At 62.5% G+C, this 24,039-nt stretch carries 24 protein-coding genes and 1 pseudogene; 18 read left to right on the plus strand and 7 right to left on the minus strand.

Annotation, left to right across the window (positions count from 1 at the left end):
* Positions 1–273: 273 nt before the first annotated feature.
* The 3 genes from P6U27_RS11340 (at position 274) to P6U27_RS11350 (ending at position 1,882) form a co-directional block, all read left to right on the plus strand.
* Positions 274–564, plus strand: coding sequence for a hypothetical protein (locus P6U27_RS11340; protein WP_245163027.1), 291 nt, complete (start codon positions 274–276; stop codon positions 562–564).
* A 61-nt stretch (positions 565–625) separates the two neighbouring features.
* Positions 626–1,042: a DUF4261 domain-containing protein gene (locus P6U27_RS11345; protein ID WP_407194056.1), complete on the plus strand. Its 417-nt coding sequence runs from the start codon at positions 626–628 to the stop codon at positions 1,040–1,042.
* Between the two features lie 387 nt (positions 1,043–1,429).
* A complete protein-coding gene (locus P6U27_RS11350; protein WP_407194057.1) occupies positions 1,430–1,882 on the plus strand; it encodes an imm11 family protein in 453 nt (150 codons plus the stop codon).
* A gap of 365 nt (positions 1,883–2,247) precedes the next feature.
* Here P6U27_RS11350 and P6U27_RS11355 read toward each other — a convergent pair whose 3' ends face one another.
* Complete coding sequence (locus P6U27_RS11355) at positions 2,248–3,765, minus strand: FAD-dependent monooxygenase (RefSeq protein ID WP_407194058.1); 1,518 nt, start codon at positions 3,763–3,765, stop codon at positions 2,248–2,250.
* Between the two features lie 103 nt (positions 3,766–3,868).
* Between P6U27_RS11355 and P6U27_RS11360 the strand changes: the two genes are divergently transcribed.
* The 7 genes and pseudogenes from P6U27_RS11360 (at position 3,869) to P6U27_RS11390 (ending at position 9,015) form a co-directional block, all read left to right on the plus strand.
* Entirely contained in the window at positions 3,869–4,123 is a 255-nt protein-coding gene (locus P6U27_RS11360) for a hypothetical protein (protein WP_209295659.1), read from the plus strand.
* A gap of 408 nt (positions 4,124–4,531) precedes the next feature.
* Positions 4,532–4,795: a hypothetical protein gene (locus P6U27_RS11365; protein WP_312016194.1), complete on the plus strand. Its 264-nt coding sequence runs from the start codon at positions 4,532–4,534 to the stop codon at positions 4,793–4,795.
* Positions 4,792–5,091 carry a hypothetical protein gene (locus P6U27_RS11370; protein WP_209295658.1) on the plus strand — a complete coding sequence of 100 codons (300 nt, stop codon included), beginning with the start codon at positions 4,792–4,794 and terminating at the stop codon, positions 5,089–5,091. Before P6U27_RS11365 ends, P6U27_RS11370 begins: the two co-directional genes overlap by 4 nt.
* 64 nt (positions 5,092–5,155) lie before the next feature.
* Positions 5,156–5,583: pseudogene (locus P6U27_RS11375) on the plus strand (GNAT family N-acetyltransferase).
* A gap of 235 nt (positions 5,584–5,818) precedes the next feature.
* Positions 5,819–7,087, plus strand: coding sequence for a CaiB/BaiF CoA-transferase family protein (locus tag P6U27_RS11380; protein WP_129144181.1), 1,269 nt, complete (start codon positions 5,819–5,821; stop codon positions 7,085–7,087).
* A gap of 125 nt (positions 7,088–7,212) precedes the next feature.
* Positions 7,213–8,442, plus strand: a complete 1,230-nt coding sequence (locus tag P6U27_RS11385) for an acyl-CoA dehydrogenase family protein (protein WP_209295657.1) — start codon at positions 7,213–7,215, stop codon at positions 8,440–8,442.
* 9 nt (positions 8,443–8,451) lie between these two features.
* Positions 8,452–9,015: a flavin reductase family protein gene (locus P6U27_RS11390; RefSeq protein WP_122402244.1), complete on the plus strand. Its 564-nt coding sequence runs from the start codon at positions 8,452–8,454 to the stop codon at positions 9,013–9,015.
* 16 nt (positions 9,016–9,031) lie between these two features.
* On the opposite strand, the gene P6U27_RS11395 is transcribed toward P6U27_RS11390, so the two are convergent.
* On the minus strand, positions 9,032–9,949 hold the full coding sequence (locus P6U27_RS11395; protein ID WP_209295656.1) for an NAD(P)-dependent oxidoreductase: 918 nt from the start codon (positions 9,947–9,949) through the stop codon (positions 9,032–9,034).
* A gap of 164 nt (positions 9,950–10,113) precedes the next feature.
* Between P6U27_RS11395 and P6U27_RS11400 the strand changes: the two genes are divergently transcribed.
* The 6 genes from P6U27_RS11400 to P6U27_RS11425 all read left to right on the plus strand — a co-directional run bounded on the left by P6U27_RS11400 (position 10,114) and on the right by P6U27_RS11425 (position 16,427).
* Positions 10,114–11,097, plus strand: a complete 984-nt coding sequence (locus P6U27_RS11400; protein WP_209295655.1) for an ABC transporter substrate-binding protein — start codon at positions 10,114–10,116, stop codon at positions 11,095–11,097.
* Between the two features lie 74 nt (positions 11,098–11,171).
* Complete coding sequence (gene ilvD, locus P6U27_RS11405; RefSeq protein WP_407194059.1) at positions 11,172–12,866, plus strand: dihydroxy-acid dehydratase; 1,695 nt, start codon at positions 11,172–11,174, stop codon at positions 12,864–12,866.
* A gap of 94 nt (positions 12,867–12,960) precedes the next feature.
* Complete coding sequence (locus P6U27_RS11410) at positions 12,961–13,806, plus strand: ABC transporter ATP-binding protein (protein ID WP_209295653.1); 846 nt, start codon at positions 12,961–12,963, stop codon at positions 13,804–13,806.
* Positions 13,803–14,588, plus strand: a complete 786-nt coding sequence (locus P6U27_RS11415; RefSeq protein ID WP_209295652.1) for an ABC transporter permease — start codon at positions 13,803–13,805, stop codon at positions 14,586–14,588. Before P6U27_RS11410 ends, P6U27_RS11415 begins: the two co-directional genes overlap by 4 nt.
* Positions 14,585–15,352, plus strand: coding sequence for an ABC transporter permease (locus P6U27_RS11420; protein WP_122402249.1), 768 nt, complete (start codon positions 14,585–14,587; stop codon positions 15,350–15,352). Before P6U27_RS11415 ends, P6U27_RS11420 begins: the two co-directional genes overlap by 4 nt.
* Positions 15,353–15,380: 28 nt before the next feature.
* Positions 15,381–16,427, plus strand: coding sequence for a peptidase M29 (locus P6U27_RS11425; RefSeq protein WP_209295651.1), 1,047 nt, complete (start codon positions 15,381–15,383; stop codon positions 16,425–16,427).
* Here P6U27_RS11425 and P6U27_RS11430 read toward each other — a convergent pair.
* The 5 genes from P6U27_RS11430 to P6U27_RS11450 are packed head-to-tail and all read right to left on the minus strand — an operon-like array spanning position 16,424 to position 22,142.
* A complete protein-coding gene (locus tag P6U27_RS11430) occupies positions 16,424–17,416 on the minus strand; it encodes a 3-hydroxybutyryl-CoA dehydrogenase (RefSeq protein ID WP_209295650.1) in 993 nt (330 codons plus the stop codon). The two genes, P6U27_RS11425 and P6U27_RS11430, sit on opposite strands and share 4 nt — an antisense overlap.
* Positions 17,417–17,419: 3 nt before the next feature.
* A complete protein-coding gene (locus P6U27_RS11435; protein WP_122402252.1) occupies positions 17,420–18,508 on the minus strand; it encodes an NAD/NADP-dependent octopine/nopaline dehydrogenase family protein in 1,089 nt (362 codons plus the stop codon).
* Positions 18,505–20,040: a class I adenylate-forming enzyme family protein gene (locus P6U27_RS11440; protein WP_407194060.1), complete on the minus strand. Its 1,536-nt coding sequence runs from the start codon at positions 20,038–20,040 to the stop codon at positions 18,505–18,507. The genes P6U27_RS11435 and P6U27_RS11440 overlap by 4 nt, the downstream gene beginning before the upstream one ends.
* Before the next feature lie 2 nt (positions 20,041–20,042).
* Entirely contained in the window at positions 20,043–21,332 is a 1,290-nt protein-coding gene (locus P6U27_RS11445) for an acyl-CoA dehydrogenase family protein (RefSeq protein ID WP_122402254.1), read from the minus strand.
* 12 nt (positions 21,333–21,344) lie between these two features.
* A complete protein-coding gene (locus tag P6U27_RS11450; RefSeq protein WP_244607945.1) occupies positions 21,345–22,142 on the minus strand; it encodes an alpha/beta fold hydrolase in 798 nt (265 codons plus the stop codon).
* A 209-nt stretch (positions 22,143–22,351) separates the two neighbouring features.
* Between P6U27_RS11450 and P6U27_RS11455 the strand changes: the two genes are divergently transcribed.
* Both P6U27_RS11455 and P6U27_RS11460 read left to right on the plus strand, forming a co-directional pair.
* The gene (locus tag P6U27_RS11455; RefSeq protein ID WP_122402256.1) at positions 22,352–23,113 is read left to right on the plus strand and encodes an SDR family NAD(P)-dependent oxidoreductase; all 762 of its coding nucleotides are present in this window, start codon (positions 22,352–22,354) and stop codon (positions 23,111–23,113) included.
* Positions 23,114–23,152: 39 nt separating this feature from the next.
* A complete protein-coding gene (locus tag P6U27_RS11460) occupies positions 23,153–23,989 on the plus strand; it encodes an enoyl-CoA hydratase family protein (RefSeq protein ID WP_407194061.1) in 837 nt (278 codons plus the stop codon).
* Positions 23,990–24,039 lie beyond the last annotated feature (50 nt).

The raw sequence follows: 24,039 nt of genomic DNA on the forward strand, positions 1-24,039 counted from the left end.
CGCTCGGCCCATCGGCGAACGCCTCGCTATTGCTGAAGCCGCGCTCGCGATACGGCGACAGTGCCGGCTCGATCGCCGGGGCGCCTCCGGTGGCGAGGCTCAGCCCGCGCGTCTTCGCCTCGACAGCTGCATTGGCATGAGTCCAGAGCCATCTTGCGCCCGCTCGACGAGAGGGGAACGTTTGTTGACAATGTTCCTACTCAACACCTCATTTCAACCTTTAGGCGAAGAGCCGAAGTATCGGCTCGTTCTCGAATTCTTGCGGGATAGTCGATGAGTAGCTCGCTTCTGGCTTTGGTCCTATTGAACAAGCCGGTGACGCCGGACATGTCAGCAGTCGCCAAGGCCCTTCGCGCCCGACATCCGGAATTGGCAACGGAGACGGCGGACAATGAAGAGGCGCAACCGGTTCAAGCGAATTCGCCGCTCATTCGGTGCGGCGACCAGCTTGTTGCGGTCATGTCGATGCCGGCACCCATTCCGCAGGATCGGGGCTGTGGGAACGCGCTGCGCGAACCTGGCCGGAAGGAAAGGCTGTGGCGACGAGGCATCGAGGTCACATGATCGTCTCGCTGCTCGGAAAAAGTGAGCGGCCGTTGATCGCCGCCCGCCTGACGACGGCGCGTTGATTGCGGCGGTGCCGGAATCTTGTGGCGTGGTGTGGGCGGGCCGGGTGGCACGGCCAGCCGATGTATGGCTCGAGGAGTCTCGCTGGTCGTTCGCACCGTATCCAGACTACCCCTTCAGACTATGGGTCGACATTCTTCCGTTCCGGTCAGGTGCGAAGATCGGAGCGATCACGATGGGATTGTCCGCCTTTGTCGGCCGTGAGATCGAATTTGTGACCGGCAAGCTCGCTCTTCCGGCGTTGTTCGACAAGGTGGCGGGACTTTCCGTGTATCTGATCGAACATGGAAACGTGGTGAAGGACGGCGATACGATCGGAGCGAGTGCGAGTGAGCGGATTGCGGTTCGGTACAAGAGCTCTGATGTTTTTGGAGGGCTGCCGGTGTTTTGTTGTGCTGATGAATTCAAACACTGATGTCGACGAGTGACTTTCCGGCCGATACGTGCCGACAGGTTCCTTGCTCGAGATCGATCGTTTGACCCGGCGGGCAAAACACTGGCAGAATAGCATTATCGAAAAGAGTCCGAACAAGGCTCGCGGGGACGCCGCGGGCTTTATTGTTGGGTGGTTCATCGTGGTCTTTGCGGTGTGTCGCTGCAGGCACGATACTCAACGAAGCTCAATCATGAGTGACGAGAAAGCAATTTCTGTTGCGAAGCGACCCGGAGCACGAAAGCGCCGCTTCTACAGAATAGGTCCCGATTTTAGTAGAGGCAGGCCGGGCTTTTGGCTTGAGGACGAGAGCATCCTCCTCCTTACCGAGTACATCGTCTGCCCGCTTCTATACCGCATGCGCCTTATGTGTTTGACAAAAAGGTCGGCAGTCTGCCGTACGACCTCGAGCTCTGTTATCACTGGTGGCTCATTTCGGACCGGACCAAGGCAGTGTTCGAGGGGCTTGATTCCGAGGCCTTTGTATTTGTGCCGTGCAGTGTGCGAATGCCGCACGGTATCTATGATGAACCCAAATATTGGCTCTGCGATGTTGTCCGCGTTCTAGACGCGCTGGACGAATCGCAATCGCGCTTGCGCATCGGAATCCGAAACGATGTGCGCTATATCGACCACGGCCAGAAATATTACGATCTCTCCGTCGGTGACAAACTGGTCTTCAGAGAGGAGGCTATCGGCAACGCTCATATTTTCCGCATGGCATACCACGATGCGGGTATCATATGCGATCAAGACCTCAAGGACGCCTGCAAGTCCGCGGGTCTCAAGAGAATCAATTTTCGAGATGTCCTAAAACTCTGAGCCTTTGTCGACCCCTTCGCGAGAATGAGAGGGCGCGCGCACACGGCTCTGCATCCCAAGCGCCGCCTGTCACGGCCTCTTCGCTTCAGCAATAATAAGTTGTGGCGGAGGAATTTCTGTTCACCATCACTGGCGGGAACGCAGGCAGAGTGGACGGCCCTCGGCAATTCGCACAATGACGGTGAGGAGTGGTTCTCTCGCTGGATACGGCCTCGGCTGGAATGAAATTATGTGGCGGAGCGAGAACAGGCATTTGACACGTCGGGGCAAAACACTTGCAGAATGGCATCATCGAAAGAGTTCGGAACAAGCCCGCGGGTATGCCGCGGGCTTGTTTGTTTGACGCCGCATGAGGCGTTCGTACTTTACGCGCCACCCGGTCCGAACCATTTCGTCAGCGCCTCCGCGAGCCCGCGGCGGCTCTGGTCTCCGACCCAGGCCACGTGCCCGTCGGGCCGGACCAGCACGGCCTTGGGCGCGACGACCTGTCCGATGGCCGGAAGCTGCCACGCGCCGTAGTAATCGGCATCGACCATCTCTATGCGATCCGCCCAGGGCGTGACGTCGATGCCGCCCTGCTTGCCAAAATCGAGCAGCACGCCGCGCGCGCTGTGCAGAAGCGTGAACAGCCTCAGCTTCTGTCCATCGAGCATCAAATCGAGATCGGGCATGCGCCGTCCGAGCAGCGCGTGGCCTTCGCCGAGATCGTAGCGGATATCGAGCCCACTCATCATCGCGCCAAAACGCTTGCGCGGCTCGTCCATGACGAGCAGCTCGGAGACGATTTCGCGCGCGGCGATGAGGCCGTCGTCGGCACGGCGGAGCAGGGCGATCTGCGCCCTGGTGTTGCGCAGCACGCGCGCGGCGACGGCATGGCGTTCGGAATGGTAGGTGTCGAGCAGGCTGTCGGGCGAGATGCCCTTGACCACCTGCGCCAGCTTCCAGCCGAGATTGACTGCGTCCTGCAGGCCGGTATTGAGACCTTGTCCGCCCACGGAGTGATGGATGTGTGCGGCATCGCCGGCGAGCAGCACGCGCCCTTTGCGATAGGATGCGGCCTGTCGCGCCGCATCGGTGAAGCGGGAGATCCAGGCGGGACTGTGCACCCCGAAATCGGTGCCGTACACGGCGGCGAGAGCTTCGCTAAGATCGCGCAGGGTAGGCTCGCCGCTGCGCTCGAGCATCGCTTCCGTCACGACGACCAGCACGCGCCCGCTCTCGGTCTTGCTGAGCCCATGGAAGCCGAGCGCATCGTGACGCAGGCCGAATTCCGGTTCCTCGCGCATCTCGACTTCGGCCATGAGGTTGCTCAGCGTCGGATCGGAGCCGGCGAAGTCGATGCCGGCCGTCTTGCGCACCACGCTGCGGCCGCCGTCGCAGCCGACCAGATAATTTGCGCGCAACGTGTCGCCGCCGGCTAGCGTGACGTCGACGCCGGTCTCGTCATGCGCGAAGCCCGTCACTGCACAGCTGCGATAGATCGGGACCGCGAGCTCCGCGACCCACTCGGCCATAAGACGCTCGATCTGGCTCTGTCGCAGCGCGAGCCCGTAACCATGGCGTGTCGGGAGATCGCTGATGTCGAGCCTGGTCCAGGCGAAGCCGGCGAGCTGGGCGATCCGTCCTTCGCGCAGGAAGCAATCCGCAACGCCGCGCTGATCGAGGATCTCGATGCTGCGCGCGTGCAGTCCGCCGGCGCGCGTGCCTGACAGCTCCTGGTTCGCACGCCGCTCGACGATTGCGACGTCGATATGTGCCAGCGCGAGCTCCGCGGCCAGCATCAGTCCGGTCGGGCCGCCGCCCGCGATGACGACCGCATGGCCGCTGGCTGACGCGCGGCTTGCGCTCGTCCGTGAACGGGATGTCCGAAGCAGTACCGGCAATGTCGTTGACCCTCGACTCGTGGTTGGGTCGAGGCTTCTACGCGATCATCGGGGGCTTGAAGCAAGTCCCTTGCGCACCACATATCGAGCTGGGAGGAGGCGCTTGCTTTTTGGCGCGTCGATTGACACGTCGGGCAAAACACCGGCAGAATGGCATCATCGAGATGCGCGCTGCTTTCTAAGCGGCCTAATCGTCCTTCGACAAATCGCCGGATTCTGTGGGCAGATCGATGCTGCCGCCGTCGCCATGCACGAGATCGCGATTCTTGTCTTCCGTCTCCTCGGTATGTTCGATGCTCTCATCCTGCGCGGCACGTTCCTTGTTGATGCGCGGCGCTGGTCCCGGAAGATTTCGTGACGTCCTAGATGGGGTCCTCTGAGGTGTCATGGCCGCCCTCCTGATCGCCTAACGCGGCTTACGCGAAATCGTTCGTTTGACACGTCGGGCAAAACACTGGCAGAATGGCATCATCGAAACGTCTTTGGTTCGCAATCTGCGGCGGGCTTTTTTTATGTCCTCTTCGTGTGATGACAATCGCGCTCAACACAGAGTTTGACACGTCGGGCAAAACACCGACATACTGACATCATCGAGACGAGTTTGGTTCAACCCGCGCGGAGACATCCGCCGCGGGTTTTTTTCGTCTCGATTCCGAGATCGGACGGCGGCGGCGCATTGCGGCCACGCACTCACTTGATACGCGTTCATGGAGCGCCGATCGGCGCGCCGCCGTCCGAACCATTTGCTGGCCGAGCACGCGCGAACGTGCCGGCCCGCGGCGCTGGGCGCGGTCCGCCCGCGCCGCTGCAGTCTCCGGGAGCCGAAATCGGGCACTGGTACGAGCCGGACAAGCTGATGGGATATTGCGTGACGCTGTATTTCGCAAAGCTGCTGGTCTGGGACAAGGTCCTTGGTTTGGGCACGACGGACGCCCTCGCCGGATTTGCGGCGATCACGGCCAATCTCGTGGTCTCCTTTTACTTTGCCAAACGCGGCTTCGAGAACGTTGCAAGGATCATCAAGCGGTGAAGATCGTGGATGACGAGATCAAGGCCATCATTGCCGAGACGCTGGCGGAGCAGCACAGAATCCAGCAGGAGAGCATTGATGCGATCGTCGCGAAAGTGGTGGCGTCGGTGCTGACGTCTCTTGGAATCGAAGATGACGATCGAAAGGAGCTGAGAGCTGACTTTCAGCATCTGCGGCGCTGGCGGAGAAGCGTGGAACAGGCGCAGAGTTATACGTTCAAGGCCGTGATCGCCGTGGTCGCCACCGGATTGATGGGGGCCATTTGGCTAGGCGTCAAGGTCGCGCTGGGCAAGTGAGACTTTTTCGGCGGCGAACGCCACCGCACGATGGAACGAGTTGTCCGTCGCCAATGGGTATGCCATGTACAGAATTCGTATCGTCGATGCGTCTGATGAAGACGTCGCCGACACCTTGGCCGATCTGCATCAGCTGACATTCTTCGATGCTGCGGCAATGCCCCAGTTCGACCTTGGAGCGTGGTGGCTGGAATATCACGGTGATAATGCGGTCGCCTTTGCTGGTGTTGTGCCGTCGACGCATGTACGAAATAGCGGCTACTTCTCCAGGGTCGGAGTCTTGCGCCGGCATTGGGGGCACGGGTTGCAAATCAGGCTGATGCGGGCGATCGAGGCAAGGGGCGCCGCGTTGGATGGGACAGTGTCGTTTCGGATACGACAGACAATCCCGTGTCTGCCAATAACTTCATCCAGTCAGGTTATCGGCTCTATGAGCCCGAGGTACCTTGGGCCTGGTCGCATACACTTTACTGGAGAAAGTGGCTACGGTGAGCGCTGGGGAGCGTTTCCCGCGACGCGGAACGCGTGTGTAATGGTTCATCAGAGGTGTGGCGTAGCCTGTATGCGCAGGATGGCGAAAAGCCCGGCAGCCGGACGGCTGCCGGGCTTCTTTTGCGTTTATAGGCAATGCGGGTGAAACACTTGCGAAGTTGGCAGCGTCAGGCTTTAAGTTTGCTCTTGCAGGAAATTCGGCGGCCATAAGCCGATGCAAGGGAGAGCGCTGTCGATGCCCACCAAGCCTCATCTGCCGGTACGTTCGTCGCGAGGGACGGGAGGGCCGAGTGCGCTCGATGGTCTGCTGGTCGTCGATTTCACGCGCGTGGTCGCCGGGCCGGCCTGCACCCAGACGCTCGCCGATTATGGCGCGCACGTTATAAAGATCGAGAATCCCGACGGCGGCGACGACACGCGTGCTTATGAGCACGCCGAGATTGGCGGCGAAAGCGCCGCCTATCTCAGCCTGAACCGCAACAAGCGCGGCATTGCGCTCGACCTTGCCGTGCCGGAGGCTCGAGAGATCGCGCTGCATCTCATCCGCAAAGCAGATGTGGTGGTGGAGAATTTTTCGAGTGGGGTCATGAAGAAGTTCGGGCTCGACTATGAGTCGGTCGCGCCACTCAATCCTCGGCTGGTCTATTGCTCGATCTCCGCCTACGGACGTACCGGACCGTTTGCCTCGCGTCCGGGCTTCGATCCCATCACGCAGGCGGAAAGCGGCTTCATGTCGCTCAACGGATTTGCCGACGGCCCAGCGGTTCGTACCGGTCCGCCCATCGTGGACATGGCGACAGGCATGTCTGCCTGCAATGCAATCCTGTTGGCGTTGCTGGCGCGCGACCGGCTCGGCCGCGGCCAACATGTCGAAGTCGCCCTGTTCGATATCGCGATGGCGATGACCGGCTTCTATGGCATGGCCTATCTCATCAACGGCGAAAATCCCGGCCGGTTCGGCAATTCGCCGAGCGGCTCTCCCACCGTCGGCGTCTACGAGGCCTCTGACGGGCCGCTCTACATGGCATGCGCCAACGACCGGCTCTACCGCCGGCTCGTGGTCGAGGTCCTGAATCGGCCCGATCTCATCTCCGATCCGCGGTTTGCCACGCGCAAAGCTCGTTCGGAGAACAAGGAGCTCTTGCGGGCAGCCATTGCAGAGGTCTTTGCCAGCGATACTCTGGAGAACTGGATGGCGAAGATGAAGCTGGCGAATATCCCGGTCGGCTATCTCCGGACGGTCGAGGAGGGTTTCAATGCGCCCGAGGCTCGCGAGCGCCATCGCCTGAACCGGATTCCGCACCCTACAGCGGAATGGGTGCCCAACATCGAGCCGCCCATTACCATGAGCCTAACCGCCGCGATCGATCCCGTTGCGGCGCCCCTGTTGGGCGAGCATACCGAGGACGTCTTGCGCAACATCCTCGGTTACGACGAACGTCGGATCACGGAGTTTACCCAGAAAGGTGTGTTTGGTTCCGGCAGGCCCTCGACGCCGACGTGAGCCCAAGGACGGTCCCATGGCACCAGGCACGTGCAGCGCGCGGATCGATGCTTTGCAATGCCGGCTGCATTGGCTTGATTTGGCGAAGGGGCGGCCGCATAAATACGTGAAATTGAGGGACACGAATGGCGCCGGATCGAAAGCCGAGCATGGGACGGTCCGCCGCGCCGCAAGCCGGCGAAGGCGCCTATGCGGCAATGATCGCGAAGGCCCGCGGCCTCGTGCCGCGATTACGCGAGCGGGCGGCGCGGACGGAGGAGCTGCGGCAGCTCCCCTCGGAAACCGAGATCGATCTTCATGACGCTGGCCTGTTCCGAATGCTCCAACCGGCCCGGATTGGCGGGGCCGAGCTCGACTATGTCGCTCTCGTCGATTGCGCCGAGCTGCTCGGGCAGGCGGATGCGTCGGTAGCCTGGAATCTCGCCAATCTGGCGAGCCATCACTGGATGCTCGGCATGTTCGAGCAGAAGGCGCAGGATCTGGTCTGGGGCCGCGATCCGGACGCTCTGATCGCATCCTCATTCATTTTTCCCGCCGGACGCGCCACGCGGGTCGAGGGCGGATACCGGCTGCACGGTAGCTGGCCATTCTCCTCGGGCGTTGCCTCCTGCGAATGGAATATGCTTGCAAGCGTGGTCTACTCCGACGACGAGGCGGACGGCATCGAGTATCGAATTTTTCTGCTGCCGAAAGGCGATTACAAGGTGCTGGACACTTGGAACGTGGCCGGACTGCGCGGGACGGGATCTTGCGACGTGGAGGTCAGGGACGCCTTCGTGGCTGACCATATGTCGGTCGCCGTGGGGGACCTTGCCGGAGGCCCGACACCCGGAAGCAAGGTCAACCCGAATCCGCTGTATGCGCTCCCCGTGTTCTCGCTATTTCCTTACGTCCTCTCCGGCGTTGCGCTAGGCAATGCGCAGGCGTGTCTCGACGATTACACGGAGGTCGCACGCCATCGCATTTCGACCTACAACCGGGCCAAGCTGAGCGATTTTCAGAGCACCCAGATCAAGATCGCGGAAGCCTCGGCCAAGATCGATGCCGCACGCCTGATCATGCGGTCGGCGTGTCTCCAGGCCATGGAGGACGCACGGTGCGGCCATATCCCTGACATGGCGACCAAGACCAGATATCGGCGCGACGGATCTTTTTCAGTGAACTTGTGCACGGACGCGGTCTCGATGCTGTTTGCCGCGAGCGGCGCGCGGGGTCTGTTCACGACCGGCGTGTTGCAGCGGCAGTTCCGTGATGCGCACGCGATCAACTCGCATCTCGCGTTCAATTTCGATGCGGCGGGGACCAATTATGGACGGGTGGCGCTGGGCCTGCCGTCCGAGAATCTCACGCTGTGAGGTCGGCCGATGAATGATCTGCCGAAGCAGCCCCGTGCTCCCGATCCCGCTAACGAGTTCGCTAGCGACAGCTCCCAGATCGATCCTCGCGACTTTCGCAACGCGCTCGGAACCTACGCAACGGGCGTGACCATCATCACGGCGGCAGCGCCCGACGGCAAGCCCTACGGACTGACGTGCAATTCGTTCGCCTCGGTCTCGCTGAATCCTCCGCTCGTTCTGTGGAGCCTCGTCGTCTATTCCTCGAGCCTGATCATCTTCCAGAACGCCAGCCATTTCAGCGTCAACGTTCTTGGCGCTTCGCAACAAGAACTTGCGAACAAATTCGCTAAATCGTCGGATGACAAGTTCACCGGCGTCGGCTGGACACCTGGCCTCGGCAACGCGCCGGTGCTCGCCGAGAGCGTCGCCAACTTTCAATGCCGCTCCGTGAATCGCTACTATGGCGGCGACCACGTGATCTTTCTCGGCGCGGTCGAGGCCTATACCTACAATGCGACGGAGCCGCTGCTCTTCGCGAGAGGGGCGTTCGGTCGCTTCATGGCCGACGATGAGCGCAAGAAGGCGCCTTAACGCTCTTCAGGTCGCCCTAGACAGCGTGGCGCTCTGTCGCTGAAAGCTTGTAGATCTCCAACGCGTCCGCGTCCGCACCTCGCGCGGCCTTCGCTAGCCTGAAGAGCTGTCCGGCAAGCGAAGCCATCGGCACCGGCGTCGACGTCGCCTGTGCGACATCGGCAACCGTATCGAGGTCTTTGAGCATCGTGGCGATGTGGCCGAGCGGCGGGGTGTGAATGCCCTGCACCATCCGTGGCACGAACAGCTGGAGCGGGATTGAATCTGCAAAGCCGCCGGCGAGCGCTTCGGGCAATCGATTGGCATCGATTCCGGCGTTCGCGGCCAGGCGCGTTGCTTCCGCGAGCACGGCCATCGCGCATCCGACGATCACCTGGTTGCAAAGCTTTGTGGTCTGGCCGGCGCCGACCGGCCCCATGTGAGTGAACCTGCGTGCCATGGCCAGAACATAGGGCCGCACCCTCTCGATGTCGTCAGCTTCTCCGCCCGCCATGATGGCGAGCGTGCCTTCGTCGGCGCCCTTCGTGCCCCCGGATACCGGCGCGTCGATCCAGCCCGCACCGTTGGCGTCTTTTAGTCGCGTTGCAAGATCGCGCGCCGCGTCTGGATGAATCGACGAGAAGTCGACGACAAGCTTGCCCGAACCAGGCGCCGATGCCAGACCTTCGGGCCCGAAGATCACCTCTTCGACCGCGGCCGCATCCGTCACGCACATGAAGACGATATCCGAGTTCACCAAGAGATGACGAGGCGTGACCGCGCGCTGGGCACCGGCCTTGGCGAGCGGCGCCACCTTGCCCTCCGAGCGGTTCCAGACAGCGACTTGATAGCCGGCCTCGAGCAGGCGTCGGGCCATCGGCGTTCCCATGAGTCCAAGGCCGAGATAGCCGAGCTTCTCGGTGCCTTGCGCGTTTGCCTTGTTCTCATCAGCCATAGGTTGCCTCCTTCTGTCGCATCGCGACGCCGCTTTACCATACATTGCACATCGAACGGCAAAACCGCTTGCTCGCATGGCTTGCCTCATTGTTTGAACCATGAAACATTTGAGGCGGTCGGGTTGGCGGGCGCCGGACGGCGCCAGAGTAGCGGAGTGGCACGATGCGAACCGTTTCGAGGTGGATCCTGGCTTTGGGGGCGGCAGCGGCCGCGAGCGCGGGGGCAAGCCCGTCATGGGCGCAGCAGACGATCCGCGTCGGCTGGACGATTCCGGCCGAGGAATCCAAATATTGGATGATGCGCAGGCCGGCCGAATTTCCCAGCATCGGTAAGACCTACAATATCGAATGGACCCAATTCCAGGGCACCGCGCCGATGACGCAGGCATTGGCGGCCGGTGCGTTGGACTGTGCGACCCAGGCGCCGCTGTCGCTCGCCAACGGCGTGGTCGGCGGCAATCTCAAGGCCTATATCGTGGCGCAGCACGTTTTCGAGAAGCCCGGCGGTTTCTCGGTCTACTGGGCCGTCAAGGATGACTCGCCCATCACGACAATCGCGGATCTCAAGGGCAAGACGGTGGGCATTTCCGTGATCGGTGGCGGCACGCAAGGGCCGTTCAATCTGCTCTTGAAACAGAATGGCGTCGATCCGGCCAAGGACATCAAGCTGGTCGAGGTCGGCTTTGCCGTCTCCGAGGACGCGCTGCGTCAAGGCCGCGTAGATGCGGTCAACATGAACCAGCCGTTTGCCGCGCGCGCGGAGGCGAAGGGCGGCACCAGGAAGCTGTTTTCGTTGTCCCAGGCCATGCCAAACATCGTACACATCCTGGAAGCCTGCCGTGCTGACTTCGTCGACAAGAATCCGGAGCTGGTCAAAGCCTATGTCCGTGACATCACGTCAGGCATGAAGAAGGCGCTGGCCAACCGCGAGGAAACCTTGAAGGTGGTGTCCGAAGTGCTCAAGGCGCCCGTTCCGGTGCTCGAGACCTATCTGCTCAAGGACAACGATTTCGGTCGCGATCCGGGCGCAGCACCAAACTTCCCCGCGATCCAGAAGATGCTGGATATCTATGCAGAGACAGGAATGCTGCCGAAGCTAGATGTCGCACAGTTCAAGCATCAGACGATCGTCGCTCCGCTGCAATAGAGGCGGGCGAATTATCGCGCGTAAGATCGTGGCGTGCCGGATCATCCGGGACGCTGCATGAAGAAGATGCAAATATGAAGAAGTTGCGATCACGGGTTACAACAGACGGGCTCGACCGAGCCCCGCATCGTGCATTCATGCGCGCCATGGGGCTCGACGACGCCGCGATTGCCAAGCCGATGGTGGGCATTGTCAGCATGAAGGGCGAGCAGACGCCCTGCAACATGACCCACGACTTCCAGGTGGCTGCGGCCAAAACTGGAATCGAGGAAGCCGGCGGCACGCCGCGCGAGTTCTCGACCGTCTCGGTTTCCGACGGCATCAGCATGAACCACGAGGGAATGAAGTTCTCCCTGTTCTCTCGGGAGCTGATCGCCGATTCGATCGAAGCCGTCGTCCAGGGGCTGGCCTACGATGCGCTGATCGGATACGGCGGATGCGACAAGACCCTTCCCGGCTTGATGATGGGCATGGTTCGCTGCAACGTGCCGTCTATCTTCATCTATGGCGGCAGCTCGCTGCCGGGCCGCGTGGATGGGCGTACGCTGACGGTGCTCGACTCCTATGAGGCTGTCGGCAGCTTCATGACTGGCGACATCGACGGCGCCACGCTTGAGCGGATCGAGCGTGCTTGCTTGCCGACCATCGGCGCGTGCGCCGGCCAATTCACCGCGAACACCATGGGCATGGTCTCCGAGGCGATGGGGTTGACTATTCCCAACGTCTCCATGGTGCCTGGTGTCTATGCGGAGCGTGCGCAGATCTCGCAGCACGCCGGGCGGCTGATCATGGAGATGCTCGCGCGTGGCGGACCGTTGCCGCGCGATATCGTGACGCGGAAATCCCTGGAAAACGGAGCGGCGATCGTTGCCGCGACGGGCGGCTCGACCAACGCCGCGCTGCACCTTCCGGCGATTGCGAACGAGGCGGGCATCGCATTCACAATCGATGACATGGGTGAAGTCTTTGCCAGGACGCCGCTAATCGGGAATCTGCGCCCCGGGGGCAAGTACACGGCAAAGGATGTCTATGACATCGGTGGCGCGGCGGTTGTGATCCGCGAGCTGATCCAGAGCGGCCATATCGATGGCAGCTGCCTGTCCGTTACCGGCCGCACGCTTGCCGAAGAATATGGCGCGGCTAACGCACCGGACGGAGAGGTTGTCCAGTCTGTTCGTGCGCCGATTATGCCTGACGGCGGTGTGGTGGTGCTGAAGGGAAATCTCTGCCCCGATGGCGCGGTGATCAAGGTCGCGGGCCTGAAGAGCCAGTTCTTCGAAGGGGTGGCGCATGTTTTCGAGGATGAAGAAGCTTGTGTCGTAGCGGTGCGTGAGCGCAGCTACAAGGCGGGCGAGGTCCTCGTGATCCGCAACGAAGGCCCGGTCGGCGGACCCGGCATGCGCGAAATGCTCGGCGTCACCGCACTGATCTACGGGCAGGGTATGGGCGAAAAAGTGGCGCTGATCACCGATGGCCGGTTCTCCGGCGCGACCCGCGGCATGTGCATCGGCTACGTGGCCCCCGAGGCATTTGTTGGCGGTCCGCTGGCGCTTGTTCGCGACGGTGACAGGATCCGGATTGATGCCGCAAACCGGCGGATGGATCTCCTGCTCGATGAGCAGGAACTCACCGCGCGGCGCCGCGATTGGAAGCCGCGTCCGCCGCGTCACCGTGCGGGTGCGCTTGCAAAGTATGCGCGACTGGTTGGGCAGGCGCCGGGCGGAGCCGTGACGCATGAAGGCCCGGCAGAATGGCCGTGGTTCGAATGACGCACTGAACGGGTGCGAAAACGACCACCCGTCTGGCAGGCTTCTTGCTAAGGTCGTGCCGCTGAATGTTCGTGCGCGTGAGGCGAAAGACAGGATGACGGTAGTGCCTGCAAGATCGAGCAAATGGATGAGACCGGTGAACTCACAAGAGCCGGCTTCTGCAATCATCGAGATCGATCGTGTCTCCCAGGTCTTTCAAACCTCGGCGCGCAAGGATCATTTGGCGCTATCGGACATCTCGCTGACGATCGAAGAGGGAGCCTTCGTCTCTATCCTAGGTCCGTCCGGCTGCGGCAAGTCGACACTGCTCTATATCGTCGGCGGTTTTGTCCGCCCGACCAGCGGCATGGCGAAAATCAGGGGACACACGATCACCGGGCCGGGTCCGGATCGCGGACCGGTGTTCCAGGAGTTTGCCCTGTTTCCCTGGAAAACCGTGCTGGGCAATGTGATGTATGGCCCGCGTCAGCAAGGTCTGCGCACCGCCGAGGCCGAGGCGCAGAGCCGGGCCTTGATCGAGATGGTCGGCCTCAAGGGCTTCGAGAATTTCTATCCCAAGGAATTGTCGGGTGGCATGAAGCAACGCGTGGCACTGGCGCGCACACTCGCCTACCACCCCGAAGTGCTGCTGATGGACGAGCCGTTCGGTGCGCTCGACGCGCACACACGGACGCGCCTGCAGAACGATCTTCTGAACATCTGGGAGCGCGACCGCAAGACGGTGCTGTTCGTCACGCATTCGGTCGACGAGGCCGTCTTCCTCTCGGACAAGGTCGTCATGATGTCGAAATCGCCCGGCCGAATCCGACAAGTCATCGATATCGATCTGCCGCGACCGCGCCGCCGCAACGAGCTGCTGCTGGATCCGCGCTACCAGAAGTACGTCGTCGATATCGAGCGCATGTTCGATGAGAGCGACGAAGCCGGGCCTTTCTCATGATATCGTCGGCTGTCTTGACCAGGCGGGCTGCTCCGGTGCTGGCCTGCATCGGATTGCTGGCAGTGTGGCAGGTCGCCTCGCTTGCGCTGAAGAACGACAGCTTCCCCACGGCGATCGAGGCGATCCGGGCAATTCCCGACATTCTCGGCGACAGGGAATCCTTGACCAACATCCTGGCTTCGCTTCGCCGCATGGCGATGGGTTTCGGTGTGGCGGTGCTGGTTTCGATTCCGCTGGGTCTGTTGATGGGACGCAGCCGAGGCATCGCGGCCTTCTTCAATCCGCTCCTGATGGTGATTTATCCGGTGCCGAAGGCCGCCTTGATGCCGATTATCATGCTCTGGCTGGGCGTTGGCGACGCCACGAAGACACTGGTGATCTTTCTGGGCGTCAGCCTTCCCGTGATCTATCACAGTTTCGAGGGTGCCAAGGCGGTCGAGGAGAAGATGCTGTGGTCGGGTGCCGCGATGGGGCTTTCGTCTGCGAAACGCCTGGTGCGGATCGTGCTGCCCGCGGCGCTGCCGGAAATCCTGACCGGATGCCGCACGGGATTGGTGCTGGCGCTGATCACGATGATCACCAGCGAGATGATCGCCCGTCAGTCGGGCGCCGGCAACATCCTGTTCAATGCGCTCGACATGGGCCAATACGACACCGTCTTTGCGATGATCATCATCGTGGGGACAATGGGAATTTGCCTCGACGCGATTTTCGAAAGTGTTCGTGCCAGACTCGTGCGTTGGTCCGAGCCGCAGTTCGACATGCCGCTGAGCTTCTCATGATGTCGCGCCTTCTCTCCCCAAACGTCCTTCTCGGCGTTGCGCCGATCGCGCTGATCCTCGCCCTGTGGCAGGGCCTGGTGTCATTCGGCCTTGCGCCCGCGGTCTTGCTGCCGCCGCCGGGCTTCGTCTTCAGCCGGCTGCTTCAGCAGCTCGTGACGTTGACGTTCCAGCAGGAAATCGCAGCAACGCTGATTCGCCTGTTTGCCGGGTTTGCGATTGCGGTCGTGCTCGGGGTCAGTATCGGCATCGCCGCCGCCGCCAATCCGGCGATCAACGCCGTGGTTCGTCCGATCGTCCGCGTCTTGGCGCCGTTGCCCAAGGTCGCGCTCTATCCGGCGCTCCTGCTTTTGCTCGGGTTCGGTCACGGATCGAAGGTCACATTGGTGGCCGCAGACGCGCTCTTTCCCATTCTGCTGTCGACCTATTATGGTGCATCGACCGTCGAGCAGAAGCTGATCTGGTCGGCTATGGCGGCGGGAACACCACGCTATGAAATCCTCTTCAAGGTGGTGCTGCCTGCGGCGATGCCATCGATCCTGACTGGGTGCCGGATCGGCCTTGTCATTTCCTGTATCGTGGTGTTTCTGGCCGAGATGATCACATCGACGGATGGACTAGGCCACGCGCTCGTGACGGCGGCCCGCACCTTCCAGGCAGTGGACATGTTCGTCCCGCTTATCACGATATCGCTGCTAGGCTTGATCCTGAATGGCCTGCTGGGCGCCGTGCGATCGTACCTGCTTCGGGGGTTTCCCGAAGCGTAACGAACAAATAGAAGACCGGGAGAGAACCATGCTGGCTGATCGCATCGAAGCAAAATGGATTGACGCATTCTGCGAGATCTTTGAGCGATGCGCCGTCAAGGCCGGCGATACCGCGGCGATCCTCTCGGAAACCCAGTCGCGTGCGTTGAACGTGCATCTTGCGGAGCTGGCCCTGCTGCGCATGGGCGCGCGGCCGTTTCACTTGGTGATGCCGACACCGCGTAACCGTCATGTCGTTCCGGTGCGCTCCACCGGCGCGAGCGAGGCAATGCAAAAGCTCCGGCCAGTCATCACGGCGCTTCAGCAGGCCGGGTTTGTGGTGGATTGCACCATCGAAGGCCTGATGCATGCGGTGGAAACGCCCGAGATCCTCAAGGCCGGCGCGCGGATCCTGGTGATCTCCAACGAGCATCCCGAAGCGCTGGAGCGCATGGTGCCGGATTCCGCGCTTGAGAAGCGCGTTCGCGCGGCGGCGAAGATGCTGCGGGGGACCAAGCGGATGCGGGTGACCTCGAAGGCCGGCACGGCGCTCGATGTCGACATGGTCGGCGCTTCGACGGTTGGTGTGTGGGGCTGGACCGACAAGCCCGGCACGCTGGCACATTGGCCCGGCGGTATCGTCGTCAGCTTCCCCAAGAGCGGGACCATCAACGGCACTCTGGTGATGGCGCCTGGTGACATCAATCTCACCTTCAAGCGCTACCTGACATCGCCCGTGAAGATGACATTGAAGGACGATTATGTCGTCGAGCTGGAAGGCGAGGGCACGGATGCCGCGATGATGCGCGCCTATCTCGCTGCCTGGGGAGATCGCGAAGCCTATGCGGTCTCGCATGTCGGCTTCGGCATGAACTCCGGCGCGCGCTACGAGGCGCTGTCGATGTATGATCAGCGCGACACCAACGGCACCGAGATTCGGGCCGTCTCCGGCAATTTCCTGTTCTCAACCGGCGCCAATGAATTCGCCGGCCGTTACACGGCGGGGCATTTCGATCTGCCGATAATGGGCACGACGATCGAGCTCGATGGCGTTACGGTGGTCCGGGAGGGCGTGCTCCAGGACGTCTTTGGCTAGTTGCGGTCGAGCACCGGGGGGCGCGCTAGTCCGAAGTGTCGGAGCAGATCGACCATGGCCTGGAGCCGCTTCGCGCGATAGACGTCGACGTCGAGCCCGGAATAATCGAGAAAGCCTGCACCGGTGCGCAGGCCGATCCGGCCTTCATGCATGTTGCGTGAAATGACATCCGGTGCCCGATAACGCTCGCTGCCGAGCGCGCCTTCCAGATATCTGCTTGCGTAGTATAGGATGTCGCCGCCGCCCCAATCGATGAATTCGAGCAGGCCGAGCACGGCGTAGCGGAAGCCGAAACCGTAACGGATCGCCTTGTCGATCTCCTCGGCGCTGGCGACCCCTTCCTCGACCATGCGAGCGGCCTCGTTCATCGCCAGCGCCTGGATCCGTGGAACGATGAAGCCCGGCGTCGCTGCACAGACCACCGGGACCTTGCCGATGCCTTCGAGCAGCGCCTTGACCTCGTCGACGACGATGGGATCAGTGGCTCTGCCGGGCGAGATCTCGACCAGCGGGATCAGATAGGCCGGGTTAAGCCAGTGCACGTTCAGGAAGCGGCGAGGGTTAACGATCGCGCCGGATAGATCATCGACGAGGATGGTCGAGGTTGTCGACGCGATGACTGTATCCGGACCGACCTGCTTTGAAGCCGCCCCGAGCACCTCGCGCTTGAGCTCGACGACCTCAGGAACGCCCTCGAAGACCATCCCGGCGTCGGATAGTGCTTCCTCGCTTTGGCCGGCCGCGATCACTGAGACTCGTGCGACAAGGGGATCTACATCTGCCTCGGTCAAGAGCCCCAGCTTCGCCAGGCTGGCAAAGGTCGTCCTGACCTCGCCAAGCGCATCCGCTTCCAGCTTGGCGAACTCCGCCGCGGAGCGCGCCTTGACGTCGACCATCGTGACCGCATGTCCCGCATAGGCGAACGCGACGGCGATGCCGCGTCCCATGCGGCCGGCGCCGAGACAGGCGATATTGACGCGATTGCTCATCGATCAGAATCCGTTGCGAAGCAGCGTCTGCAGTTCGGCCTTGCTGAGATCGCCAAGACCCAGTGTTTCGAGCGTCCGGCCACTTCGCGCAAAATCTTCGCCACAGACAGCGCCGCCAATCGACAGAAATGCCTTGGCCAACGGCGTGGCTACGCCAGAAAGGCCAGCGACGGAGACCAGCAGCGACAGCCCGAGCCGCAGATCCTCGCGCATGTAGCGGTGTTCGGTCAGCACTATCCGCTCTCGCCAGTCGCCGGAATCGGTCAGACGATCATGCGAACCGCGGCCATACATCCAGATCTCGCCTTCCTTCGCGTAGTGATGGGCGAGCGGGAAATGCGGCGCGCCGTAGCCGAGCGCCTCGCGCACCGCGATGCGTTCGGCGTCGAGCGCGTCGGTGACCCGGCGAATCGCGGCTTGTGTGCCTTCCTTGTGAATGTCCCAGCGTTCGAAATGCTCGATCGGGCCTGCGTTCATCACGATCAACGGCGGATGAATGATCGGGCCTGCGTTCATCAGCGCGCCGGATAGCGCATCTCCGCACGGTTCGATCACGCCCGGGAAAGCGCGTCCGATGATTTCGAGTGCATGCGGCGCCTGATCAAGCGGGAACACACCGACGGGCAGGCGCTTGGCGCGGATGGTGATCGCGACCTCGAACGTTCCGTGCTTGCGGGTCAGCCAGGGCAGCGTGCCGGTTTCGGCAAAGCTCACCCTGGCGTGGTTGCCGACATCCCGTGCCGCTTGGGCGAAGATCATCGAGCCGAACGTCGCCGGCGGCAGAAATACGACCTGACCGTCCCGCAGATGCGGGGCAAGCAGACGGGCAATATCCGGCTGCGCGAAGGCCGGGGCAGGGCACAGGATCAACTCCGTTCCGTCGACGGCTTCGGCGATCTCGGTCGTGACCAGCGCGAGCTTCAGGTCGTGACGGCCGTTATGATCCTTGACCAGGATGCGCGAGCCGGCGGCGCGGTGTGCTGCGACTTGACCGGCATCGCGGCGCCAAAGCCGCACCTCATGCCCCGACAGAGCAAAATCGCCCGCGGCCGCGAAAGAGCCGTTTCCCCCACCTAGAACTGCGATCTTCAAGATGCTTCTCCTTGCGCGCGGGACTGCGCATCAAGCTGCTTCAGTACGAAATGCTGGACCTTGCCCAGTGCCGTCCGCGGCAGATCGGTGACGAAGACGATCTCGCGCGGCACCTTGTAGCGCGCGAGTTGTGCCTGAAGATGCGCCCTCAATTCGTCCGCTTCGAGCCGGCAGCCGGATCTCGCAATGACATAGGCGATCGGCACCTCGTCCCAGCGCGGGTCGGGCCGGCCGATCACGGCGCATTCGCTGACATCAGGATGTTCGAGCAAAACGCGCTCGACCTCGGCCGGGTAGACGTTTTCCCCGCCTGATATGATCATGTTCTTCTTGCGGTCACGGACCCAGAAATAGCCGTCGGCATCGCACAGGCCGATATCACCGGTGCGGTACCAGCCGTCGTGCAACGCGTCGCGCGTTGCGGCCTCGTTGCCCCAATATTCAAAGAACACGTTGGGCCCGCGCACCGTGATCTCGCCTGGCGTGCCCGCGGGCAGTTCGTTGCCGGCCTGATCGATCACCTTGGCTTCGCAGCACAAGCCGGCAAGGCCGGTCGATCCCGCGCGCGAAAGGTCGCCGCCAAGCCGCGTGTAGACGGCGATCGGGCAGGTTTCCGTCGAGCCATAGACCTGAAGTACCGGGACATCGCGCGCGACGAAACGCTCGATCAGGTGAGGAGGCACGATGGTCGAGCCGGTGGCGATGGCCTTGAGTGACGAAAGATCAGTGGTCGGCCAGGCAGGATGCTCGCTCACCGCCTGCAGGATCGCAGGCACCATCACCGTGAGTGTCGGCCGTTCCTGTTGGATGGCCGCAAGCGCGGCATCCGGCGCGAAGCGCGCATGGACCGTGACCGTCGCGCCCAGCTGCAGCGCCGGCGTGGTCTGGATGTTGAGGCCGCCGACGTGGAAGAACGGCAGCACAGTCAGCACGTGGTCGTCGGATGTCATGTTGTGCATGTGCTGGCTCATGACGCCGTTCCAGAACAGCGCCTCCTGGCGCAGCACTGCGCCTTTCGGCCGCCCCGTCGTTCCTGAGGTGTAGACGATGAGGAGCGGGCAGGAGAGGTCGGTGTGAGGGGTGCGGCCGCTGCCCTGGCTGCGAGCCAGCAGAGCTTCAAATGTCACACCGCGAGGTGGCGGGAAGTCGAGACCGACCACGGATGTCTCCGGCGCAGTCTGCCCAAGCTCGGCAAGCACTCCGGAAAATGCCTGCTCGAGCACCAGGACCTTGGCGCCGGCATCGCCGAGAATGAATAGCTGCTCGGCGACGGCCAGCCGCCAGTTTAGCGGCACCAGGATCGCGCCGAGCCGCGCGCACGCGTAGAGCAGGACCAGATAATCCGGCCGGTTCAGGCTCAAAATCGCGACCCGGTCGCCGCGGCCGACGCCGAGCTGTTGCTTCAACGCCGTCGCGGTCCGTTCGATGCGCGAGGCGAATGCCGCGTAGCTCAGCTGCTCGCCTTCGAAGGCAATGGCTGTCTTGTCTGGCGCGAACGCCGCATTGCGGTCGATCAGGCTACAGAGGTCCACCGTCAGTCGTCCGTTTCGCCGGCCTCGTACAGCGCTTCGCGCCCGATTCGGTCGAGGCAGAGCTCGGCGGTCCAGGGCAGCATCAGCGAGCCGCAGCGGCTGTCGCGATAGATCCGCTCCAGCGGCAGCGAGCGAAGCATGGCCTGACCGCCGCAGGTGCGGATCGCGAGCGCGGCGAGCTCATTGGCGCCCTCCATCACCGAATATTGCGCGGCATAGGCGCGCAGAACCTGCTCCTTGGTCGGATTGGCGCGTGCTTCGGTCACTGCCTGAAACCAGATTGTCTTGATCTGCTCCAGCTTGATCTGCATCTGCGCGACCGCGATCTGCTTGGTCGGGTACATCCGCCGTTTGACCGGCGGCATGCCCGGAACCTCGCCGCGCAAGTAACGTACGGTGAAGTCATAGGCGGCTTGTGCGAGACCCATATAGGTCGGCGACAGCGTCAGGAACATGTGCGGCCAGCGCATCGCGGCCTGGAAATAGACGCCACGGGGCATCAGCGCGGAATCATCCGGCACGAACACGTCCTTGAACAGAAGCGTCCGTGAGACCGTGCCGCGCATGCCTAGCGGATCCCAATCGCCGACGACGGAAACACCTTCCGACTTGGCGGGAATCGCAAGGTAAAGCGTGTTGCGGCGCGAAGCCTTCTCGCCTTCCTCAATCTCGGTGCAGAGCACGCCGTAATAATCGGCATGACCGGAGAGCGACGCAAAGATCTTCTTGCCGTTGATGATCCAGCCGCCTTCGACCGGCCTTGCTTCCGTGCCGAATGCGACCCCACCGGCAGCCGCCGCGCCTCCTTCGGAGAAGGGCTGCGAATAGATTGCGCCATCCTCGACGATGCGCTTGTAGTGGACTGCGCGCCGCCGTTCGTGCTCGGCGCGCGTCTCTTTGTCCATGTCGAGATCGTCGGCAAGGGGACCCGACCATAGCGTCGAACAGACGTGCATGTTCCATGTCAGCGCGGTCGCACCGCAATAGCGGCCGATCTCGGCGGCCGCCAAGGCATAGGTCTGATAGTTCGCGCCGAGGCCGCCGTGCTTCTTGGGGACGGCAATGCCGAGCAGGCCGACGCGATGCAGGTCGCGATAATTCTCAGTCGGGAAGATCGCCTCGCGATCGTAGGCCGCCGCGCGCGTAGCGAACACGCTCTGGCCGATCTCGCGGGCGCGCGTGACGATGCCGGCCTGCTCGTCGCTCAAGCGGAACGCGACAGGATCGAAGATCGGCGCATCCAGCGCAACCTTGTTGGTCGTGCCGATCGTCTTGCTGACTTGCATGGTCATCGCGCAGTTACCTTAGGCTTTGGTCGCGAGAGAGTTCAGAAACCGGGCGAGAGCGCCGTCAAAGGCACCGGGGCGTTCGAGATTGGCGAGATGGCCCACGCCGGCGAGCTCGACATATTCAGCTCCCGGAATAAAGGTCGCCGTCTTTGCCATCATCGGCGCAGGCGCGTTGTTGTCCTTTGAGCCGGACAGCAGCAGGGTGGGAACGGAGATATTCCCAAGCGTGCTGCGCTGATCGAAGCCGATGAGAGCCAGCATCATGGCGCGATAGCTGGCCTCAGGCACGCTCCCCATGCATTCGCGGGCAAGCTCCATCCCGTTCGGATCCGGATCGTCGCCGACGAGTTCCTTCACCAGCGACGGGGCCAGCGACTTCATCGTCTCCCCGCGCTCGAGCGGCCCGAGCCGCGCCGCGACGAATGATTTCTGCCAGTCGCCGTCGGCCTTGCCGAAGGCCGGGCTGGTCTGCGCCAGCACGACCGCGCGTGCCAGTTTGGGAAACTGCACCAGCCACCTTTGGACGATCATGCCGCCGATGGAATGGCCGATCAGAACAGGCCCGCTGACGCCGAGTTGCTCGATGAACTGCTGGAGTGCTTCCGCCAGGGCAGCGATGCTGACGCTGGCGAGCGGCGCCGATCCGCCATAACCCGGCATATCCCATGCGATCGCGCGGAAGCGGTCGCCGAAGTTGGCAAGCTGCCGCCGCCAGGCCCGCGCCGCGCCGCCGATGCCATGCAGGAAGATCAGAGGTATCGCGCCCGGATCGCCCGCGGCCTCATAGGCGAAGCGTCCGTCCTTTGTTATCATTGGCACAGGCTGCGACACGCGACATCCTTTTTGCTGGGCCCTTCGATGCTAACAGGCTTGCCGGCGATGGGAAGCGATAATTTTACACTTAAAGCAATTTTCGGGCCGGGCGCCATGCGGGCGTTCGCGATGTCGATCGGCGCTTTCGTTGCAAAAACTTGAAGGTTAAAATATATCGGGGAACGATCAGCAGCCCAGGGAGCCAGCGCATGTCCGGATTGCCGCATTCGCCGCATGCGCTGGTGACCGGAGGCGGTCGCGGCATCGGCCGTGCGATAGCTGCTTCTCTGGTCGGCGCTGGCGCGACCGTGACCGTGCTTGGCCGAAATGCGGCGGTTCTCGAAGAGGCGGTCAATGCAGGTGCCGCGCACTTTGCGGCTGTCGCTGATGTCTCGAACGAAACGTCACTGAAAGGCGCCATTGCCGCGGCAAGTGCGCGCAAGCCGATCGACATTCTCATTGCCAATGCGGGCAGCGCTGAATCGGCGCCGTTTGCGAAATCGGATACCGCCCTTTTTGCGCGCATGATGGATGTCAATTTCATGGGCGTGGTCCACGCCGTCCAGGCTGTGCTGCCGGGCATGAAAGATCGTCCCTATGGCCGCATTGTCGCGGTTGCGTCCACGGCCGGGCTCAAAGGCTACGCCTATGTCAGCGCATACGCTGCCGCTAAGCACGCCGTGGTCGGGTTCGTGCGGTCCCTTGCCCTCGAGATGGCTGGAAGCAACGTCACCGTGAATGCGGTATGTCCCGGCTTCACCGACACCGATCTCGTTGCCGGCAGCATCGAGAATATCATGAAGAAGACGGGGCGTAGCCGCGAGCAGGCCGTCGCAGAGCTTGCGAAACACAATCCGCAAGGGCGCCTGATCACGCCTCAGGAGGTCGCTGACGCGGTTCTCTGGCTGTGCGGCGAGGGCGCCGGCGCGATCACCGGACAGGCGATCGCGGTTGCCGGTGGTGAAATCTAAGCTGCGCAAGGCCCGAACCAAGGAAGCCAAGGAGATCGCATGAGCAGACACGCCAATCCCGTCACCGTGCCGCTTGCAGACTATTCGCCGCAGCACTTCCTGCTGGCCGTGGTCGACGGCGTTGCCACGGTCACGCTCAACCGCCCCGAACGAAAGAATCCCCTGACGTTCGAAAGCTACCGGGAATTGACCGATTTCTTCCGTGCCTGCGCTTTCGACGACGCGGTCAAATCCATCGTCGTCACCGGTGCCGGCGGCAATTTCTCGTCCGGCGGCGACGTGTTCGAGATCATTGGTCCGCTCGTGAAGATGGACACCAAGGGGCTGACCGCCTTCACGCGGATGACCGGCGACCTCGTCAAGGCGATGCGGGCCTGCCCGCAGCCGATCGTGGCCGCGGTCGAGGGCATCTGCGCCGGGGCCGGGGCGATCATCGCCATGGCATCGGACATGCGCCTTGCGGCAAGCGGGGCGAAGGTGGCGTTCCTGTTCAACAAGGTGGGGCTGGCCGGCTGCGACATGGGTGCTTGTGCGATCCTGCCGCGCATCATCGGGCAGTCCCGCGCCTCCGAACTGCTCTACACCGGCCGGTTCATGACTGCGGAAGAGGGCGAGCGCTGGGGCTTCTTCAGCCGCATCGTCACGCCGGAGCAGGTGCTGCCCCAGGCGCAAATTCTGGCGAAACAGATCGCCGAAGGGCCGACCTTTGCCAACACCATGACCAAGCGGATGCTCGCCATGGAATGGGCGATGTCGGTCGAGGAGGCGATCGAAGCGGAGGCCGTTGCCCAGGCGCTGTGCATGACTACGGCGGATTTCGAGCGTGCTTTCGAGGCGTTCGCCAACAAGGTCAGGCCGGTCTTCAGGGGCGACTGAGCCGGCCGCTATTATCCTGAGCCAAGCCAGGAATGGGGCTTGCACGAAAT

It is taken from the genome of Bradyrhizobium sp. STM 3566 (genome assembly GCF_045571445.1).
Taxonomy (GTDB): domain Bacteria; phylum Pseudomonadota; class Alphaproteobacteria; order Rhizobiales; family Xanthobacteraceae; genus Bradyrhizobium; species Bradyrhizobium vignae.